This is a genomic window from Labrys okinawensis, from assembly GCF_047345005.1.
Taxonomy (GTDB): Bacteria; Pseudomonadota; Alphaproteobacteria; order Rhizobiales; family Labraceae; genus Labrys; species Labrys okinawensis.
Map to the genome: position 1 here is coordinate 1,231,924 of NZ_CP178864.1, position 18,322 is coordinate 1,250,245.

The following is an 18,322-nucleotide window of genomic DNA, read 5'->3' on the forward strand; positions in this document are numbered from 1 at the left end:
CCATAATTCTTTCCTGGCCAGGAGAAAGTTATGGTTGCTATCAACCTGTTGACGCCGAATGAAGTTGCGGCGTTGGCGCAAACCTCTGCGAGCGTCGTCGAGAAAGTATTGGAGCAAAGAGTGCTCAACCTCGTCGGCCCTGCCCGAAAAAAACGCTTGTTGCCCCTCCATGCTGTCGCCGTGGCTGTGGCCGCCAAGGTTCTGGGCCGGCGTCTTACTGTCGACGACAAGCGCAGGATGGCTCGTCATCTCTCTCGCCTCTCGTCTGCCGCCCTGAAGACGGCGGAGGTCGAGGTGGCGCCGGCAGTCGTCGTCCATGTTGGGACATTGGCGCGCGATGCGGTTGAGCGAGCCGAGCGCTATGTCCATGCCCGCGATTCCTTCATCGAGAGCGTGGAGGGGGTGCAAGGCGGGCGCCCTGTCATTCGGGGAACGCGGCTGACCGTGAGCGCTATCCACGGCCGTCTGGCAGGGGGCGACACCATTGAGGCTCTGATCGAAGATTATCCGGATATCCCGCGCGAGGCGTTCGAGGCGGCGTTCCTGTATGAGCAAACGCACCCACAGGTGGGGCGGCCTTCAATTCAGCCTGGACAATGAAGTTCTTCATCGACGAGTGTATCTCGCCCTCATTGAGCCGGCATCTCAATGAGGCGGGTTTGCACGATGCCGTTCACCCACGTGATCGCGGACGGTTGCGAGAGCCGGATCACGTTGTCTTTGCCCGAGCGATCGCCGAAGATCGCATCATCGTCACCGAGAATGCGGACGACTTCCGCTCCCTCGCAGCCAAGGTGGACTTGCATCCCGGCCTGATCATCTTGCCGTCTCTTCCGCGCCTCGAAGCACAAAGGCTGATGGATCTCGTCGTTGCTTATCTGGAGCACCAAGGCGGGAAGCGCCCGCAGGACCTGCTTGTGAACGCCGTCCTGTCCATAACGCCTGCGGGCGTCATCCATAATGAACCATTGCCTTGAGGATGCGCAGGGAGCGCTCAACAATGTAGAAAGGGCGCGGCCATTGTCCACGGCCGCGCCCCTTCTTGTAAACGTCGTGTTTCCAACAGCGGACGAGGACGTCCGCGCTCCCAGTTTAGTCCTTGGCGCGTTCCACGTAGGAGCCGTCTTCCGTCATGACCACCACGCGGGTGCCGGCGGAGATGTGGGGCGGCACGGTGGTGCGCAGGCCGTTGGAGAGGGTAGCAGGCTTGTAGGAGGAGGAGGCTGTCTGGCCCTTGGTGACCGGCTCGGTTTCCGTCACTTCCAACACCACGCGGGCGGGCAGTTCGATGGCAACCGGCACGCCGTTATAGAGGCTGATCTGGCACTCCATGCTTTCGGCGAGATAGACCGACTGGTCGCCGATCACATCCGCCGGCACGGAAACCTGCTCATAGCTCTCCATGTTCATGAAGGCGAAGCCGTGGGCGTCTTCGTAGAGATAGGTGTAGGGCTTGGTTTCGATGAAGGCGCGCTCGACCTGTTCGGTGGTACGGTAGCGCTGCACCGTCTTCACGCCATCCGACAGGCGGCGCATGTCGATCTGCGTGGTGGGCGTGCCCTTGCCCGGAAAGAAGCTTTCTGCCTTGAGCACGACGAGAAGCTGGTTGTCGATCTCGACGACATTGCCCTTGCGAATCTGGCTGGCGATAACCTTCACGATATTGTCCTGAACCTTGAGAATGCGTGGCGCCTCATACACCGCCGCAACCGGGAGCGAAAGCGTTGCCGCGAAAATAACGCCGTCCAGGCCGGTTTTCCGGGGTGAGCCTGCCCTTGTAGCGCACGATCAACCCCGCCAGCGGGTTGGGAGTGGCGGTCTCCGACCGCCATCTTCCTTCGCAGCGAATGTGGCGGTTGCAAGATTGGCAGTCGGAGACTGCCACTCCCATTGTGCTCCTCTTCTGCTGGGCCGGCACCCCACATAAACGGCCTCTGCACTTGCATCCGCCCCGCCTGCCCGCCATAAGCGCTCGACACTTTCGGGAATTTTCCTGCCATACGGAATCGAGAACCATGACGAAGTTCGTGGAGCGCGTCTTTTCGGGCGTTCAGCCGACGGGCAACCTGCATCTGGGCAATTATCTCGGCGCCATCCAGCGCTTCGTGGAGATGCAGAACAAATATAACTGCATCTATTGCGTGGTGGACGAGCATGCCATCACTGTCTGGCAGGATCCCAAGGGGCTGCAGAACGCCATCCGCGAGGTCACGGCCGCCTTCATCGCCTCCGGCATCGATCCCAAGGCCCATATCGTGTTCAACCAGAGCCAGGTGGCCGAACATGCCGAGCTTGCCTGGGTGTTCAACTGCGTGGCGCGCATGGGCTGGCTCAACCGCATGACGCAGTTCAAGGAGAAGGCGGGCAAGGACAAGGAGGCGGCCTCTGTCGGCCTGTTCGCCTATCCGGCGCTGATGGCCGCCGACATCCTCGTCTACCGCGCCACTCATGTGCCGGTCGGAGAGGACCAGAAGCAGCATCTGGAACTGTCACGCGACATCGCCACCAAGTTCAACAACGACTTTGCCGAGTCGATTGCCGCCCATGGCTTCGAGGACGGTTTCTTTCCATTGCCCGAGCCCCTGATCCAGGGCGCGGCGACGCGTGTGATGAGCCTGCGCGACGGCACCAAGAAGATGTCGAAGTCGGACCCGTCCGATCTGTCGCGCATCAACATGACGGATGATGCCGACACCATCGCCTCCAAGATCCGCAAGGCTCGCACCGATCCCGAGCCGCTGCCGAGCGAGGAGGAGGGCCTCAAGGGCCGCGCCGAGGCGGACAATCTGGTGGCGATCTTCTCGGCGCTGTCGGGCCGGATGGTGGCCGACATTCTGGGCGAGTTCGGTGGCGGCCAGTTCTCGACTTTCAAAACGGCGCTCGCCGATCTCACCGTGGCCAAGCTTTCGCCGATCACCACCGAGATGAAGCGCCTGATGGCCGATCCCGCGCATATCGACGCAGTGCTGGCCGACGGCTCGGCCCGGGCCCGAACCATTGCGGCGCCGATCATGAACTCGGTGAAGGACATTGTCGGCTTCATCCGGGCCAAGTAAGGCTGGATATTCGATACGGGAACCCAACGCCTTCCGGCGGCGTTAAAAGCGACGGCTTTTGCCGTGGTTTTGCGTTTGGAGGAGCCCCCATGTTGTCCGAGGTTATCTCGCTGCTGATCGGCATTATCCTCATCGGCCTCGTCTGCTGGCTTTTGATGTACGTCATCGACCGCGTGCCGATGGAGGGACGGTTCAAGCAGATCGCCCGCATCCTCGTCGTCATCATAGCGGTCCTCGCCATCGCCCAGCGCCTGGTGGTGCTGCTGGAACCCGTGCCCACGCTTTGAGGCTCGTTCGAGCGTGTTGTGAGCTTTCCGTATTGGCCAGGAGTGCAATTATCCGGGTGCACGGGCATCCTGCCCGTTCGTCCTCTCCTTCGAGCGCGCCGGTTCAAGAACGGGCAGGATGCCCGTGCACCCGGATATTCAGGATAACCCCGAAAAACGTGCCGGATCGCTTGCCTTTCCCCACGGCAAATTGCATGGTCTTCGCCCTTTTTCCACCGTATGTGGGCCATCGGCCCGACCTGCGGCTCGCTATGCCAGGACGCTTTCCATGAAGGTTACGCTCGAACGGACCGCCCTTCTCAAATCGCTGGGCCATGTTCATCGCGTCGTCGAGCGGCGCAATACCATTCCGATCCTTTCGAACGTGCTCATCCAGGCGCAGGGCGCCAGCCTGCTGCTGAAGGCGACCGACCTCGATCTCGAAGTTGTGGAATCCTCGCCCGCCGACGTCATCATGGATGGCGCCACCACGGTGCCCGCCCATACGCTCTACGACATCGTCCGCAAACTCCCCGATGGGGCGCAAGTGTCGCTCGAAGGCGGCGGGGAGGCGACGCAGCTCATCGTGCGCTCCGGGCGCTCGCGCTTCACGCTGCAGACCCTGCCCCCTTCCGATTTCCCTGATCTTGCCGCCGGCGAATTCCCGCACTCCTTCCAGCTCAAGGCGGCGGATCTGCGCAAGCTGATCGAGAAGACGCAGTTCGCCATCTCCACCGAGGAGACGCGCTATTACCTCAACGGCATTTACCTCCATACGCTGGATGTCGAGGGCGAGAACCGCATCCGCGCCGTGGCGACCGACGGCCACCGCCTCGCCCGTGTCGAGCTCCTTGCGCCGGAAGGCGCCAACGGCATGCCGGGTGTGATCCTGCCGCGCAAGGCGGTCGGCGAGATCCAGAAGCTGATGGAAGACGCCGAGGCGCTCGTTTCAGTCGAGCTTTCGCAGGCCAAGGTGCGCTTTACCATCGGCCCGGTGGTGCTGACCTCCAAGCTGATCGACGGCACTTTCCCCGACTATGCCCGCGTCATACCCACCGGCAACGACAAGTCGCTGATCGTCGAGCGCACCGATTTCACCGCCGCCGTGGATCGCGTCTCGACCATCTCCTCCGAGCGCGGCCGCGCCGTGAAGCTGTCACTGAACGATGGCCGTCTCGTGCTCACCGTCACCAATCCGGATTCCGGCACGGCGACGGAGGAGATCGAGGTCGATTATGATGCTGGTCCGCTCGATATAGGCTTCAACTCGCGCTACCTCCTCGACATCGCGGCCCAGCTCGATGGCGACACGGCGCTGCTGAAATTCGCCGATCCCGGCTCGCCGACCCTGGTGCAGGACCGCGAAGGCGCCGCGGCACTCTACGTGCTGATGCCGATGCGGGTTTGATTTTCCCGGGCGCGCGGACGCCTCGTCCGCTCCTGGAAGCTACGTGTTCTGCGATAAAGGAAGAGCGGACAGGATGTCCGCGCACCCGGGATCCCTTCGTGGAATCGCAGGCATCTTTGCCTGCTCTTGGAAACGAGCCGCTTGCCAGAAAAGAAGAGCGGACAAGATGCCTTCGATCCCAGGATGACCTCGCCCCGCATCACTCGCCTGATCCTCACCCATTTCCGCTCCTATCCGCGGCTGGATCTTGCCGTCGATTCCGGCATGGTGGTGCTCACCGGCCAGAATGGCGCGGGCAAGACCAATGTGCTCGAGGCCATCTCCCTGCTCACCCAGGGCAAGGGCCTGCGCCGGGCCGAGCTCGAGGACATGGCCAGCGAGGAAGGCCCCGGCAGCTTCGCCGTCGCCGCCGAGATCGACGGTGCTCTTGGCCCGGTGCATCTTGGTACCGGCCTGGAGGGTCCCGAAAGCGGGCCGCGCAAATACCGTATCGATCGCCAGCCCGTCTCCTCTGCCACAGCTTTCGCCGATCATCTCCGCCTCGTCTGGTTGACGCCCTCCATGGACGGGTTGTTCTCGGGCTCTGCGGGCGAGCGCCGGCGCTTCCTCGACCGCCTCGTGCTGGCCGTCGATGCCGGCCACGGCACGCGCGTCAACGCCCTGGAGCGGGCGTTGCGCTCGCGCAATCGCCTGTTGGAAGAGCCCAACCCCGATCAGCGCTGGCTCGATGCCGCCGAGCATGAGGTCGCCGACCTCGCCATCGCCGTTGCCGCATCCCGCGCCGATACGGTACGCCGCCTCGCTGGCCTCATCGAGGAGGAGATCGATCCTTCTTCGCCTTTTCCGCACGCCCGTATCGCTCTCGACGGGATGATCGAGAACGCGGTGCTGGACGAACCGGCTCTGGCGGTGGAAGAGCGCTATCGGCAGACCCTGCGCGACGGGCGCCCGCGTGATCGCGCGGCAGGTCGCACTCTGGAGGGGCCGCATCTTACCGACCTCCTCGTGGTGCACGGCCCGAAGGGTATCGCCGCGGATCGCGCCTCCACCGGCGAACAGAAGGCGCTGCTACTTGGTCTGGTGCTGGCGCACGCAAGGCTGGTGGCGCGCCTCGCCGGTATGGCGCCGATAGTGCTGCTCGACGAAGTCGCCGCCCATCTCGACCCCAGCCGCCGGGCTGCGCTGTATGACCGGCTGGAGAGTTTCGGGGCGCAGGTCTGGCTGACCGGCGCTGATCCGAGAGCCTTCGAGGCGATAACGGATCGGGCGGCGGTGTACAAGGTTACGCCGGGCCGGGTGGAGTAGGGACCTCCGCGCTCCCAGCGCTCACACATACCCCCGGAGTTTCACCTCCGCCCAGGCTTGGTCCAGCGTCTTCCTCGCTTTGCCGATCAGTTCGTCCACTTCCTCATGGCTGATCACCAGAGGTGGGGCGATGATCATGGTGTCGCGCGTGGCACGCATCACCAGGCCGTTCTGGAAGGAGTAGTCGCGGGTGATCAGGCCGACCGTTCCCGTCTCCACCGGCCATGAGGCGCGGGCCTGCTTGTTGGGCGTCAGCTCGAGTGCGCCGACGAGGCCCACCATCCGCGCCTCCCCCACCATCGGGTGTTCGCCCAGCGCCAGCCATTGCTTCTGCATATAGGGGCCGATGTCGGTCTTCACGCGCTCGACGATCTTTTCGTCACGCAGGATCTTGATGTTGGCGATGGCTGCCGCGGCCGCCACCGGATGGCCGGAATAGGTGTAGCCATGGTTGAAATCGCCGGCATCGGCGATCACTTGCGCGACCTTCTCGTTCACCATCACGCCCCCGATCGGCAGATAGCCCGAGGAGATGCCTTTGGCGATCGCCATGATGTCGGGCTCATAGCCGAAATATTCGCAGCCGAACCATTCGCCCGTGCGCCCGAAGCCGCAGATCACCTCGTCCGAGACGAGCAGGATGTCGCGCTCGCGGCAGATGCGCTGGATCTCGGGCCAGTAGGTCGAGGGCGGGATGATCACTCCGCCGGCGCCCTGGAGCGGCTCGGCCATGAAGGCGGCAATGGTGTCGGCGCCGAGCTCGTCGATTTTGCGCTCCAATTCGCGTGCCGCCCACAGGCCGAACTCCTCGGGGCTCTGGTCGCCGCCCTCGCCGTACCAGTAGGGCTGGGCGATATGGACGATGCCGGGGATCGGCAGGCCGCCCTGGGCATGCATCGGCTTCATGCCGCCGAGCGAGGCGCCGCCCATGGTGGAGCCGTGATAGCCGTTCTTGCGGGCGATGATGGTCGACTTGCCCGGCCTGTCCTGGGCCGCCCAGTAATGGCGCACCATACGGATGATGGTGTCGTTGGATTCAGACCCCGACCCCGTGAAGAACACGCGCTGGAACTGCGGCGGCGTTACCTCGGCGAGCAGTCGCGAGAGTTCAATAGCCGGCAAATGTGTTGTCTTGAAGAAGGTGTTGTAGAACGGCAGCTCGCGCATCTGCTGCGCCACCGCCTCGATGATCTCCTCTCGGCCATACCCGATATTGACGTTCCACAGGCCCGACATGCCGTCGATGATCTTGTTGCCCTCGGAATCCCACAGATGCACGCCCAACGCCTTGACGATGACGCGCGCGCCCTCGGCATTGAGGCCCTTGGTGTCGGTGAAGGGATGCATGTGATGCGCCGCGTCGATGGCGCGCAGTTGCAACGTCGTCAGGTTGGTCTGATGCAGGCTCATGATCAGGCTTTCGGGAAATTTTGTGATCCCAATTTTGTGATCACAAACCCCGGAAGTCAAGTCTTGGATTGAGGGGCGTGGCTTAACCTTCTGTTGCGCCTTGCGAAGCGTCGGCAATCTCTGCTCCATTCGCCGGGCGACATAGGGAGCCGAAACAATGGCCTTTGATCTTCTCATCACCAATGCCGTCCTGCCCGACGGACGCAGCGGGCAGGCCATTGCCGTCAGCGGCGAGCGCATCGTGGCTATTGGCCCCGATGTCGCGGGCGAAGCAGGCCAGACTATCGACGCCGGTGGCCTGCTGGTTGCGCCCCCCTTCGTCGACTGCCACTTCCACATGGACGCCACCCTGTCGCTCGGCCTGCCCCGGCTCAACCAGTCCGGCACTCTCCTGGAAGGCATCGCGCTCTGGGGTGAACTCAAGCCCATGCTTACCCATGAGGCGGTGATCGTGCGGGCCCTGCGCTATTGCGATCTCGCCGTCAGCCAGGGGCTTCTCGCCGTGCGCAGCCATGTCGATGTCTGCGACGACCGGCTTCTCGCCGTCGAGGCGCTTCTCGAAGTCAAGCGGCTGGTGAAGCCCTATCTCGACCTCCAGCTCGTCGCCTTTCCGCAGGACGGCTATTTCCGCTCACCCGCTGCCGCCCGTAACCTCGAGCGGGCGCTCGACCTCGGTGTCGACGTGGTCGGCGGCATTCCTCATTTCGAGCGCACAATGGAGGAGGGCGCCGCCTCGGTAAAGGCGCTCTGCGCCATCGCCGCCAAGCGGGGCCTGATGATAGATCTCCATTGCGACGAGAGCGATGACCCCCTTTCCCGCCACATCGAGGTTCTGGCCGCCGAGACGCACCGCCTCGGACTGGGGGGCCGGGCCGCGGGTTCGCATCTCACCTCGATGCATTCGATGGATTCCTATTACGTCTCCAAGCTGTTGCCGTTGATCAGGGAATCCGGCCTCTTCGCCATCGCCAACCCGTTGATCAACATCACGCTGCAGGGCCGGCACGATACCTATCCCAAGCGGCGCGGCCTGATGCGCATTCCCGAGATGCGCGCGCTCGGCATTCCCGTCGCGCTCGGCCAGGATTGCGTGATGGATCCCTGGTACGGCCTTGGCGGCGCCGACATGCTCGACGTCGCCCACATGGCCGTCCATGCCGTGCCGATGACGAGCAGGGAGGCGATTCGCTGGGCCTTCGAGGCAGTTACCTCCGTGCCCGCCGCGGTGATGGGGCTTCAGGATTATGGGTTGGCCAAGGGCTGCAACGCCGATTTCGTACTGCTGCAGGCCCGTGACACCATCGAGGCGGTGCGCATGAGGGCAACGAGGCTGGCCGTCATCCGCCGCGGCAAGGTGATCGCGCGGACGCAGCCGCGTCAGGCCACACTCGACCTGCCCGACCGGCCGGCAAGCCTCGATCCCTCCAGCTATGCACCGAAGGCAGCGGAGTGAGCAAAATGCGGGCAAGCCCGTGGCGTGCCCCAATTGCAGTGCTGTTTTCTCATTTGACCATCTGGACAGCGCCAGGAAGGAGCGCCACACTCGACGGAACGGAACCTTCGAGGATTCCGCGCCTGCAAAATAATGATCGTCATCCGGTTTCGATTTCAAAGGCATCAGGGCAGAGGGGGCACGACATGTCGGATAAACGCGACGGCCGAATCGAGAACAGGCACCAGGGGGGCGAGGGTCTCTCCCGCCGGCACTTGGTCCAGATCGGCGCTTTCGGCCTGCTCGCCGCCGGCCTGCCGCTGCCAGGCTTGGCAGCGGAGAAGAAGCTCAAGGTCGCGGCCATCTTCGCAACGCCGATCGAGGAACCCTGGGATCACCAGATTCATGTCGCCCTGCTCAAGGCGCAGAAAGAACTCGGTATCGAGTACAAGTTCTCCGAAAAGGTCGAGGCCGCCGATTTCAGCCGCGTGATGCGCGAATATGCGCAGGGCGGCTACCAGCTCGTGCTCGGCGATGCCTTCGCGGCCGAGCGGGAATCGCGCAAGACGGCCAAGCAGTTTCCAAAGACGGCCTTCCTGTTCGGTTCCGGCGCCGGCCCGGCCGAGCCCAATTTCGGCGTCTTCGACAACTGGATCCACGAGCCTGCCTATCTCTCCGGCCTGATTGCCGGCAAGATGACCAAGTCCAATACCGTCGGCGCCGTGGCGGCGATGGGCATTCCCGAGGTCAACCGCCTCGTCAACGCCTTCTTCGCCGGCGCGAAGGAAGCCAATCCGGCCATCAAGAAGAAGGTGACCTTCATCGGCTCCTTCTTCGATCCGCCCAAGGCCAAGGAAGCCGCCATCGCGCAGATCGATGCCGGCGTCGACGTCATCTATGCCGAACGTTTCGGCGTGATCGACGCGGCCAAGGAGAAGAAGATCTACGCCATCTCCAACATGTCCGACCAGGCGGATCAGGGCCCCGACACCGTCATCACCGGCCCGGTCTGGGACATGTACCCCACCGTCGAGCAGGCCATCAAGGTGGTGCGTGCCGGAGTGTTCACGGCGCAGGACTATGGCGACTTTTCGCGCATGGCAAAGGGCGGATCCACCCTGGCGCCCTACCACAAGTTCGACACGCTCCTTCCGGCGGAGGTGAAGGATCTGGTGGAGAAGAAAAAGGCGGAAATCCTCGACGGCAATTTCCGCGTCGACGTGGACGAGAATACGCCGGTCTCGGACTGAGGGGGAGGGACGAGGCAGCACGGCGCGCCTTGCCAGCTTCGCCAAGAAGGCCTTGCCTGCTGCCTTCCATGACCCTTCCGCAGGGACAGCTCATCCATGAACTCCACCATTCCCATCGTGGAGATGCGCGGCGTCTCCAAGCGTTTCGGCGCCGTGCAGGCCAATGAGGCTGTTGACCTTACGGTCCGGCCCGGGGAGATCGTCGGATTGCTGGGCGAGAATGGCGCCGGCAAGACCACGCTGATGAACATTCTGTTCGGCGCCTATGCCGCCGACGCCGGCGAGATCCGGATCGACGGGCAGCCCGCGCGCATCGGGAGTTCCGCGGACGCGCTCGCTGCCGGCATCGGCATGGTGCACCAGCATTTCCATCTCGCCTCGCGCCTCACCGTGCTCGAAAATCTCCTGGTGGGGCTGCCGGGGAAGGGAGGACGTCTCGACCGGGCCGGGGCGCTGGTTCGCCTGATGGAGATCGCCAGCCGCTTCAATCTCAGCCTTGATCCCGATCGTCGCGTCTCCTCGCTCGCCGTGGGAGAGCAACAGCGGCTGGAAGTGATCAAGGCGCTGTTTCGCGGGGCCCGGCTTCTCATCCTCGACGAACCTACGGCGGTGCTTGCGCCCGAAGAGGCGGAAGGGCTGTTCAAGGCCCTGCGCGCCATGACGGCCGATGGGCTTGGCATCATTTTCATCTCCCACAAACTCACCGAGGTGCGCGGACTGACCGATCGCTGCGTCGTGCTGCGGCATGGCAGGGTGGTCGCCTCCATCGCCGAACCTGCCAGGACATCGTCGGCCGAAATGGCCCGCCTGATGTGCGGCCATGAAATCGTGCCCCCGGAACGGCCCCCGTCCGAACCGGGCGCCGTCGTCCTCAGCCTCGACAGAATCTCTACCACCGGGCATGGCGGCATGATGCTCAGGGATGTCAGCCTGTCCGTGCGCGAGGGAGAAATTCTCGGCATTGCCGGCGTGGCGGGCAATGGTCAGAGGGCGCTCGCCGATGTCGTGGCTGGCATGCTGAAGCCGGCCGGCGGCAGGCTTGAGATCGGGGGCGTGCCGGTCGAGCCCTATGGCCCTCGCCGCGTGCAGGAGATGGGGCTCGGCCGTATCCCTGAAGACCGCATGACGCAAGGCATGGTCACAAGCCTGCCGTTGGCCGACAGCATGGTGCTGCCGCGCATCGGCACCGCCGTGTTCTCGGCCCGGGGCCTCCTAAGGCCGGGCGCGATCACCGCTTTCGCCGAGGGGCAGATCCGGGCCTTCGACATACGCTGCCCCGGCCCGATGGCGCGGGCTGGCTCGCTTTCCGGCGGCAATCTGCAGAAGGCATTGCTGGCGCGCGAGCTTGCCTTCGATCCCAGGGTGCTGATCGTCGCCCAGCCGACGCGCGGCCTCGACATCGGCGCCGCCCGCTTCGTGCATGAGCGCTTCCTCGACCTTCGCGCCCGGCGCTGTGGCTTGATGGTGATCAGCGAGGATCTGGAGGAACTGCTGACCCTCTCGGACCGCATCGCCGTGCTTTACGAGGGACGTGTCGCGGGAGTCCTCCTCTCGAAGGAGGCATCGATCCAGCGGCTTGGCCTGCTGATGAGCGGAGCACGACACTGATGCTGAGGCTGGAGCCCCGCCAGGCCACGCCCGTCTGGTTCAACGTCGCCCTGCCGCTCGCGGCCATCGCGGTCACCCTGATCCTCTGCAGCGGCCTCATCGCGCTGGCCGGCGCCAATGTGCTGGATGCCTATGGCATCATGCTGGCCGCCGCCTTCGGCGATTTCTACTCGACGACCGAGACGCTGGTGAAGGCCGCGCCGATGATCTTCACGGGCCTCGCGGTTGCCGTCGCCTTCCGGGCGAAGTTCTGGAACATCGGCGCGGAGGGACAATTGATGGCCGGCGCGGTGGCCGGCTGCTTCGTCGGCACCTTCCCCATGCCGGGACCCTTTGCCTGGCTGGCCATGGCGATCGCTGGGGCGGCGGCAGGAGGGTTTGCCGCTCTTGTGCCCGCGCTCCTGCGCGTACGGCTCAAGGTAGACGATGTCGTCAGCTCGCTGCTCCTCAATTCGGTAATCTATTTTGCCGTGATGGCGCTGATCGAGGGACCCTGGAAGGATTCGCTCTCGGGCTATCCGATCTCGCCGCCCATCGAGGACAGCGCCAATTTCCCGGTCTTCTTCGAGGGCACGCGCCTGCACCTCGGCGTGCTCTTCGCCTTCCTGGCCGCGCCAGCGGTGTGGCTCCTCATCACCCGCACGACGCTAGGCTTCGCCATCCGCGTCATTGGCGAGAATGCGGAGGCGGCGAGCTATGGCGGCATCGCGGTGAACCGCATTCTCGTCCTCACCGCTCTCCTGTCGGGAGGCCTTGCGGGCCTCGCCGGCGTGGGCGAGGTCGGCGGCGTGCATTTCCAGGTCATGAGCGATCTGTCGCCGGGCTTCGGCTACAGCGGTATCGTCATTGCCATGCTCGCCCGCCTCAACCCGCTCGGCGTGGTGCCGGCGGCGATCTTCTTCGCAGCCGCGATGACCGGGGCTGAAGCGATGTCGCGAGCGACCGGCGTGCCTGTCTTCCTCGCCGACGTCATCCAGGGCACCGCCCTGCTCGCCATGCTGGTGGCGCTGTTGTTCACGGCCTACCGACTGCGCCGTGCCGGAGCGGCGGCATGAACGCGATCCTCGAACAGGTCTTTCAGATCGGCTTCTTCGCCGCGACACTGCGCATCGCCACGCCGCTGATTTTCGCATCCCTCGGCGAACTGATCTCCGAGCGGGCCGGGGTTCTCAATCTCGGCATCGAAGGTATCATGCTGCTGTCGGCGATGACGGGCTTCACGGCCGCCTATTTCACCGGCAACCTCTGGCTCGGCATCCTGGCTGCGATCGCCACGGGGGCTGTGATGGGGGCGCTCCACTCGGTATTCACCGTGGTGCTGGGCCTCAGCCAGCATGTTTCTGGCATCGGCGTCACCCTGTTCTGCACCGGGCTCGCCTATTTCTTCTATCGTCTGATCTTCGGCCAGCAATCCTCGCCGCCCACGGTGACGGCCTTCCAACCCGTGCCGATTCCAGGCCTGTCGGCAATCCCCCTCGTCGGGCCGGTGCTCTTCAACCAGTTCGCGCTGGTCTATCTGGCATTGCTGGGCGTGGGGCTGGTCGCCTTCATCCTGTACCGCACGCCCTGGGGCCTCGGGCTGCGTATGGTGGGGGAGAACCCCCGCGCTGCCGATTCGGCCGGCATCAACGTGATGGCGAGGCGCTTCCAGGCCGTGATCCTCGGTGGCGGCCTGATGGGCGTGGGCGGTGCCTTTCTCACCCTGGCGCAGTTCAACGCCTTTACCTTCGGCGTGATCTCCGGGCGCGGCTGGGTGGCGATCGCCCTCGTGGTGTTCGGGCGCTGGGATCCGGTGCGGGCGGCCGGCGCGGCCTTGCTCTTTGCCCTGATCGACGCCCTGCAACTGCGGCTGCAGGCGAGCGGCCTCGGCCACATCCCCTATGAAGCCTTCCTGATGCTGCCCTTCGTGTTCACCATCGTCGCCATGGCGCTGATGTCCCGCAACGCTGTGGCGCCGGCGGCCTTGCTGAAACCGTTCAGGAAGGAGGAAAGGTAGAGGCGCTGCCAGAACCTTCTTCACATCGCATGCGTCTCGCGGCTGTGGTGACGCGCCAGCACCGAGCGCAGGCGCTCCGCCGCTTCCGCATTGCCCGGCAGGCCGAAGCGCAGCCAGCGGGGATGGTCGGCGAAGCGCCGTACCCAGATGCCGACCTGGCCAAGCTGGCGGAAGAGGGCCGGGGCGTGCGGGGTTTGCAGCAGGCGGTAGAGATCGGTGCCGCCCAGCACGGTGCCGGCGCCCATGAGATCGGCATCTAGTTCCTGGCGGGCGGTGCGCAGGGACGCGCGCGTGCCGTTCTGCCAGAGGATATCGGCGAGCGCCACGCGGCCGATCGCGATGGATTCGCCCGAGACCGCCCAGGCACCCATGGCCTGGCGCAGCCGTCCGGTGATCGAAGGTTCGGCCAGTACGAAGCCGAGGCGGATACCGGCGAGGCCGAAGAACTTGCCGAAGGAGCGCAGCATGATCAGGCCCGGCGTGCCGGCCATCGAGGCGAGGGAGATCTGTGGCACGACATCGGCAAAGGCCTCGTCGAGGATCAGCGCGCCGCCCTTGGCCTGTTTCTCGGCGGCGAGCGCCAGGAGTTCCTCGCGGCCGAAATAGCCGCCGTCCGGATTGTTGGGATTGACGATCACCGCGATAGTGGCGCTCTCAAGCTCCTCCCAGCGCCGCGCTTCGAGCACCTGATGGCCGGCCAGGGCCCAGGCGCGGGCATGCTCGGTATAGGTCGGGCTCAGCACGGCGACACTGCCGGCCGGGAACAGGCGTGGCAGCCATTGGATCGCGGCCTGGGTGCCCGGGGTGGCAACGATGCAGGCATCGAACGGCACGCTATAGCATTGCGCCGCTACGGCTTCGAGATCGCGCGTGTCGTCGGGCGAGGGCAGGGCGGTCCAGGCCTCGGCCGGAATGGGCGGGATCGGATAGGGCCAGGGATTGATGCCGGTCGAAAGATCGAGCCAGGGCTGCGTGGTCTGCGGAAAGAGCCGCCGCGCCTCACCGAGATTGCCGCCATGCTCTACTGCGCTCATGAGCCCACTCTTTTCTTGACGCCCGAAGGCGGCGCGACCAATGTCCCGCCAAATCAGTTTAGGAGGGTATGGCCATGGTGGACGCCGCGATCAAGCTTCATGACGCAGGAGAAGTCATCAAAAAGGCGAGCGAAGCCTTCGACTGGACCGACCCGCTCGATCTCGAATCGCTTCTGACCGAGGAAGAGCGGCTCGTGCGTGACACCGCGCGCGACTACGCGCAGGACAGGCTAATGCCCCGGATATTGAAGGCCTATCGCGAGGAGACTTTCGATCGCGCCATCATGACGGAGATGGGCGAGCTTGGCCTGCTCGGCGCCACTATTCCCGAGGCCTATGGCGGCGCCGCCCTCGGCCACGTCGCCTATGGCTTGGTGGCGCGCGAGGTGGAGCGTGTCGATTCGGGCTATCGTTCGGCGATGTCGGTGCAGTCTTCGCTTGTGATGCATCCCATCCATGCCTATGGCAGCGAGGAGCAGCGCAAGAAGTACCTGCCGAAGCTCGCTTCCGGTGAACTGGTCGGCTGTTTCGGCCTCACCGAACCCGACGCTGGTTCCGATCCCGGCTCGATGAAGACCAAAGCGGTGAAGGTCGAGGGCGGCTACCGGCTCGACGGCGCCAAGATGTGGATCACCAATTCGCCGATCGCCGATATCGCCGTGGTCTGGGCCAAGCTCGATGACGTCATTCGTGGCTTCATCGTCGAGCGCGGCATGAAGGGCTTTTCCACGCCAAAGATCGAGGGCAAGCTTTCGCTGCGCGCGTCGATCACCGGCGAGATCGTGCTGGAGGGCGTGGTGCTGCCGGAGGCCAACCTCCTGCCCAACGCCAAGGGCCTTTCCGGGCCGTTCGGCTGCCTCAACAAGGCGCGCTACGGCATCGCCTGGGGGGCCATGGGCGCGGCCGAGTTCTGCTGGCACCGCGCCCGCCAGTATACGCTCGACCGCAAGCAGTTCGGCCGTCCGCTTGCCGCCACGCAGCTGGTGCAGAAGAAGCTCGCCGACATGCAGACCGAAATCGCGCTCGGCCTGCTCGGGGCGCTGCAGCTCGGCCGCCTGCTCGACGCCCACACTGCCGCCCCGCCCGCCATCAGCCTGATGAAGCGCAACAATTGCGGCAAGGCGCTCGACATCGCCCGCGTGGCCCGCGACATGCACGGCGGCAACGGCATCGCCGACGAGTTCCACGTCATGCGCGTGGCGCAGAACCTCGAAACGGTGAACACTTATGAAGGCACGCATGACGTGCATGCCCTGATTCTGGGAAGGGCACAGACGGGGATCCAGGCGTTTTTCTGAGTTTCCCGGGTGCACGGGCATCCTGCCCTTTCCTAAAACGATACGCTTGAAGGAAGAACGGGCAGGATGCCCGTGCACCCGGAAGAAACACTTTCCAATCAAATGCGGCTTGGTCTCCACTACCGCAGACGCTTCAATGGGCGATCACCCCGCAAAGGAGTCGTCATGCGCCTGTGGCTGAAAGACCCGCTCTCTATTCTGGCCGATGGCGCGGAACGCGGTATCGTTGTCGAAGGCAGCCGTATCGCCGAGTTGGTGCCGGCCGGCCGCGAGCCGACTCTGCCCGTTGACACGACCTTTGATGCGTCCCGCCACGTCGTTCTCCCGGGCCTCGTCAACACCCACCACCATTTCTACCAGACGCTGACGCGGGCCCATCCCGACGCCTGCGACATGCCGCTGTTTCCCTGGCTGAAGACGCTCTACCCGATCTGGTCGCGCCTCGACCCCGAGAGCTTCCGCCTTTCGGTGCGCGTCGCGCTGGTGGAATTGCTGATGTCGGGCTGCACCACGGCGGCCGACCATCATTATGTCTTTCCGAAAGGGCTGGAACAGGCTGTCGACATCGAGGTCGAGGAAGCGCGGGCGCTCGGGATCCGCATGACGGTGTCGCGCGGCTCGATGAACCTGTCGCAGAAGGATGGCGGCCTGCCGCCCGACAGCGTGGTCCAGGACGAGGACGAGATCCTCACCGATTGCGAGCGCGTGGCGGGGGCCTATCACGACCCGCGGCCGGGGGCGATGATCCGGATCGCCTTCTCGCCCTGCTCGCCCTTTTCGGTGACGAAGAGCCTGATGAGCAGGACCGCGGCGCTCGCCGAGCGGTTCGACTGCCGCCTGCACACCCACCTGGCCGAGACCGAGGACGAGGACCGCTTCTGCGGCGAGGTCTATGGCTGCCGGCCGATCGAACTGCTCGATGAGGTCGGCTGGATGTCGCCGCGTACCTGGCTGGCCCACGGTATCCATTTCAGCGCCGATGATTGCACCGCGCTTGGCCGCCATGGTGTCGGCGTGTGCCATTGCCCAACTTCCAACGCCGTGCTCGCCTCGGGCTTCTGCCGCACGGGCCTCCTCGAAAAGGCCGGCGCGCCGGTGGGGCTCGGCGTCGACGGCTCGGCCTCGAACGATAGTTCCAACCTGATGGAGGGCGTACGCCACGCCTTGATGATCAACCGCCTCTCGCACGGCGCCGAGGCCGTTTCCTGGCGCGACTGCCTGCGCTGGGCCAGCGAAGGCTCGGCACGCTGCCTCGGCCGCGACGACATCGGCGCGATCCGAATAGGGCTGGAGGCGGACCTGGCGCTCTTCACCCTCGACGAACTGCGCTTCTCCGGCGCCCACCACCCCGTCGCCGCGCTGGTGCATTGCGGTGCGCATCGTGCCGACCGTGTGATGGTGGCCGGGCAATGGCGCGTGGCGGACGGCCTGCCTGTGGGGTTGGATCTAGGGGCGTTACGCGAGGCGCATGGCAGGATCGCAGGACGGTTTCTGTGATCTTGCCGGGTGCGCGGACGTCCCGTCCGCACCTTGGAAATGTTACGGGTGCAGGATAGGAAAGAGCGGACGAGACGTCCGCGCACCCGGGAGGCAAATGACCGACGAGCAGCCTCGATCACCACTGAAGCCGCAAGCCGAATGGCATTCGCGTGGCTATCTTCCTCACTGGGAAGCCGGCGAAGAAGCTCAGGCGATATTCTTTCGCCTTGCTGACTCCATGCCTAGGCACTTGAGGGAACGCTGGGCAACGGAGCTAAGACACTTGCCGGATGATGCGAAGGCAAGGGAATCCAGAAAGCGTATCGAGGCCTTTCTTGATGCGGGCCATGGAGAGGCTTTTCTATCCAAGGAAGCGATCGGACCTATTATCGAAGGATCCTTGCTTCATTTCGATGCGGAGAGATATCGACTACACGCTTGGTGCGTGATGCCTAATCACGTCCATGTTCTCATCACTCCGATCGGTGACCATTCTTTGTCCAGCATCATCCACAGCTGGAAGTCATTCACAGCGAAGAAACTCAATGTTGCTTTGGGGCGGACAGGCCAAGTTTGGTTCGAGGAATATTTTGACCGAAAAATTCGAAGCGAGAAGCATTTCGAGGATGCAAGGTATTATATCGAGCAAAATCCAGTTAAAGCAGGTCTGTGCAAAGACGCTTCAGAGTGGCGATATTCGAGCACTTCGCGAAGTAGAAGTTGTCTGGCGCGCGCGGACGTCTCGTCGGCATCTTTCTAACCTCCAAACGGAGCGGTTCA

General features: G+C 64.3%; 17 protein-coding genes. 14 read left to right on the forward strand and 3 right to left on the reverse strand.

What is annotated here, in order from left to right; all coding sequences use genetic code 11:
* Positions 1 to 30: 30 nt before the first annotated feature.
* Together ACMDCR_RS05945 and ACMDCR_RS05950 are read left to right on the forward strand one after the other, a co-directional pair.
* The gene (locus ACMDCR_RS05945; protein WP_413991636.1) at positions 31 to 600 is read left to right on the forward strand and encodes a DUF433 domain-containing protein; all 570 of its coding nucleotides are present in this window, start codon (positions 31 to 33) and stop codon (positions 598 to 600) included.
* On the forward strand, positions 597 to 977 hold the full coding sequence (locus ACMDCR_RS05950; protein WP_413991637.1) for a DUF5615 family PIN-like protein: 381 nt from the start codon (positions 597 to 599) through the stop codon (positions 975 to 977). Before ACMDCR_RS05945 ends, ACMDCR_RS05950 begins: the two co-directional genes overlap by 4 nt.
* A 115-nt stretch (positions 978 to 1,092) precedes the next feature.
* Here the strand turns inward: ACMDCR_RS05950 and efp are convergent, their stop codons facing one another.
* Positions 1,093 to 1,662 carry an elongation factor P gene (gene efp / locus ACMDCR_RS05955; protein ID WP_413993546.1) on the reverse strand — a complete coding sequence of 190 codons (570 nt, stop codon included), beginning with the start codon at positions 1,660 to 1,662 and terminating at the stop codon, positions 1,093 to 1,095.
* Between the two features lie 353 nt (positions 1,663 to 2,015).
* Here efp and trpS point away from each other — a divergent pair, with 353 nt between their 5' ends.
* The 4 genes from trpS to recF all read left to right on the forward strand — a co-directional run bounded on the left by trpS (position 2,016) and on the right by recF (position 6,035).
* On the forward strand, positions 2,016 to 3,056 hold the full coding sequence (gene trpS / locus ACMDCR_RS05960; RefSeq protein WP_413991638.1) for a tryptophan--tRNA ligase: 1,041 nt from the start codon (positions 2,016 to 2,018) through the stop codon (positions 3,054 to 3,056).
* An 89-nt stretch (positions 3,057 to 3,145) separates the two neighbouring features.
* Entirely contained in the window at positions 3,146 to 3,343 is a 198-nt protein-coding gene (locus ACMDCR_RS05965) for a hypothetical protein (RefSeq protein ID WP_413991639.1), read from the forward strand.
* A gap of 268 nt (positions 3,344 to 3,611) precedes the next feature.
* Positions 3,612 to 4,730 (forward strand): DNA polymerase III subunit beta, encoded by a 1,119-nt coding sequence (gene dnaN, locus ACMDCR_RS05970; protein ID WP_413991640.1) that lies wholly within the window; start codon positions 3,612 to 3,614, stop codon positions 4,728 to 4,730.
* 183 nt (positions 4,731 to 4,913) lie between these two features.
* Positions 4,914 to 6,035: a DNA replication/repair protein RecF gene (gene recF, locus ACMDCR_RS05975; protein ID WP_413993547.1), complete on the forward strand. Its 1,122-nt coding sequence runs from the start codon at positions 4,914 to 4,916 to the stop codon at positions 6,033 to 6,035.
* 21 nt (positions 6,036 to 6,056) lie between these two features.
* Here the strand turns inward: recF and ACMDCR_RS05980 are convergent, their stop codons facing one another.
* Positions 6,057 to 7,445, reverse strand: a complete 1,389-nt coding sequence (locus ACMDCR_RS05980; RefSeq protein ID WP_413991641.1) for an aspartate aminotransferase family protein — start codon at positions 7,443 to 7,445, stop codon at positions 6,057 to 6,059.
* 157 nt (positions 7,446 to 7,602) lie between these two features.
* On the opposite strand from ACMDCR_RS05980, the gene ACMDCR_RS05985 reads away from it, so the two are divergent.
* The 5 genes from ACMDCR_RS05985 (at position 7,603) to ACMDCR_RS06005 (ending at position 13,731) form a co-directional block, all read left to right on the forward strand.
* Positions 7,603 to 8,898, forward strand: coding sequence for an amidohydrolase family protein (locus tag ACMDCR_RS05985; protein ID WP_413991642.1), 1,296 nt, complete (start codon positions 7,603 to 7,605; stop codon positions 8,896 to 8,898).
* A 185-nt stretch (positions 8,899 to 9,083) separates the two neighbouring features.
* A complete protein-coding gene (locus ACMDCR_RS05990; protein WP_413991643.1) occupies positions 9,084 to 10,127 on the forward strand; it encodes a BMP family protein in 1,044 nt (347 codons plus the stop codon).
* A 96-nt stretch (positions 10,128 to 10,223) separates the two neighbouring features.
* A complete protein-coding gene (locus ACMDCR_RS05995; RefSeq protein WP_413991644.1) occupies positions 10,224 to 11,735 on the forward strand; it encodes an ABC transporter ATP-binding protein in 1,512 nt (503 codons plus the stop codon).
* Positions 11,735 to 12,790, forward strand: a complete 1,056-nt coding sequence (locus ACMDCR_RS06000) for an ABC transporter permease (RefSeq protein ID WP_413991645.1) — start codon at positions 11,735 to 11,737, stop codon at positions 12,788 to 12,790. Before ACMDCR_RS05995 ends, ACMDCR_RS06000 begins: the two co-directional genes overlap by 1 nt.
* Positions 12,787 to 13,731, forward strand: coding sequence for an ABC transporter permease (locus ACMDCR_RS06005; protein ID WP_413991646.1), 945 nt, complete (start codon positions 12,787 to 12,789; stop codon positions 13,729 to 13,731). Before ACMDCR_RS06000 ends, ACMDCR_RS06005 begins: the two co-directional genes overlap by 4 nt.
* A 20-nt stretch (positions 13,732 to 13,751) precedes the next feature.
* Here ACMDCR_RS06005 and cobD read toward each other — a convergent pair whose 3' ends face one another.
* Positions 13,752 to 14,765 carry a threonine-phosphate decarboxylase CobD gene (cobD, locus tag ACMDCR_RS06010; RefSeq protein WP_413991647.1) on the reverse strand — a complete coding sequence of 338 codons (1,014 nt, stop codon included), beginning with the start codon at positions 14,763 to 14,765 and terminating at the stop codon, positions 13,752 to 13,754.
* A gap of 74 nt (positions 14,766 to 14,839) precedes the next feature.
* Here cobD and ACMDCR_RS06015 point away from each other — a divergent pair, with 74 nt between their 5' ends.
* From ACMDCR_RS06015 to ACMDCR_RS06025, 3 genes are all read left to right on the forward strand, one after another.
* The gene (locus tag ACMDCR_RS06015; RefSeq protein ID WP_413991648.1) at positions 14,840 to 16,063 is read left to right on the forward strand and encodes an acyl-CoA dehydrogenase; all 1,224 of its coding nucleotides are present in this window, start codon (positions 14,840 to 14,842) and stop codon (positions 16,061 to 16,063) included.
* A 165-nt stretch (positions 16,064 to 16,228) separates the two neighbouring features.
* Complete coding sequence (locus ACMDCR_RS06020; RefSeq protein ID WP_413991649.1) at positions 16,229 to 17,560, forward strand: 8-oxoguanine deaminase; 1,332 nt, start codon at positions 16,229 to 16,231, stop codon at positions 17,558 to 17,560.
* Between the two features lie 97 nt (positions 17,561 to 17,657).
* Positions 17,658 to 18,302, forward strand: coding sequence for an REP-associated tyrosine transposase (locus tag ACMDCR_RS06025; protein ID WP_413991650.1), 645 nt, complete (start codon positions 17,658 to 17,660; stop codon positions 18,300 to 18,302).
* The last annotated feature ends 20 nt before the right edge of the window (positions 18,303 to 18,322 follow it).

Coding starts and splice junctions, on each gene's coding strand:
- ACMDCR_RS05945 (WP_413991636.1), top strand. CDS start 31: ATGGTTGCTATCAACCTGTTGACGCCGAATGAAGTTGCGGCGTTGGCG.
- ACMDCR_RS05950 (WP_413991637.1), top strand. CDS start 597: ATGAAGTTCTTCATCGACGAGTGTATCTCGCCCTCATTGAGCCGGCAT.
- trpS (WP_413991638.1), top strand. CDS start 2,016: ATGACGAAGTTCGTGGAGCGCGTCTTTTCGGGCGTTCAGCCGACGGGC.
- ACMDCR_RS05965 (WP_413991639.1), top strand. CDS start 3,146: ATGTTGTCCGAGGTTATCTCGCTGCTGATCGGCATTATCCTCATCGGC.
- dnaN (WP_413991640.1), top strand. CDS start 3,612: ATGAAGGTTACGCTCGAACGGACCGCCCTTCTCAAATCGCTGGGCCAT.
- recF (WP_413993547.1), top strand. CDS start 4,914: ATGACCTCGCCCCGCATCACTCGCCTGATCCTCACCCATTTCCGCTCC.
- ACMDCR_RS05980 (WP_413991641.1), bottom strand. CDS start 7,445: ATGAGCCTGCATCAGACCAACCTGACGACGTTGCAACTGCGCGCCATC.
- ACMDCR_RS05985 (WP_413991642.1), top strand. CDS start 7,603: ATGGCCTTTGATCTTCTCATCACCAATGCCGTCCTGCCCGACGGACGC.
- ACMDCR_RS05990 (WP_413991643.1), top strand. CDS start 9,084: ATGTCGGATAAACGCGACGGCCGAATCGAGAACAGGCACCAGGGGGGC.
- ACMDCR_RS05995 (WP_413991644.1), top strand. CDS start 10,224: ATGAACTCCACCATTCCCATCGTGGAGATGCGCGGCGTCTCCAAGCGT.
- ACMDCR_RS06000 (WP_413991645.1), top strand. CDS start 11,735: ATGCTGAGGCTGGAGCCCCGCCAGGCCACGCCCGTCTGGTTCAACGTC.
- ACMDCR_RS06005 (WP_413991646.1), top strand. CDS start 12,787: ATGAACGCGATCCTCGAACAGGTCTTTCAGATCGGCTTCTTCGCCGCG.
- cobD (WP_413991647.1), bottom strand. CDS start 14,765: ATGAGCGCAGTAGAGCATGGCGGCAATCTCGGTGAGGCGCGGCGGCTC.
- ACMDCR_RS06015 (WP_413991648.1), top strand. CDS start 14,840: ATGGTGGACGCCGCGATCAAGCTTCATGACGCAGGAGAAGTCATCAAA.
- ACMDCR_RS06020 (WP_413991649.1), top strand. CDS start 16,229: ATGCGCCTGTGGCTGAAAGACCCGCTCTCTATTCTGGCCGATGGCGCG.
- ACMDCR_RS06025 (WP_413991650.1), top strand. CDS start 17,658: ATGACCGACGAGCAGCCTCGATCACCACTGAAGCCGCAAGCCGAATGG.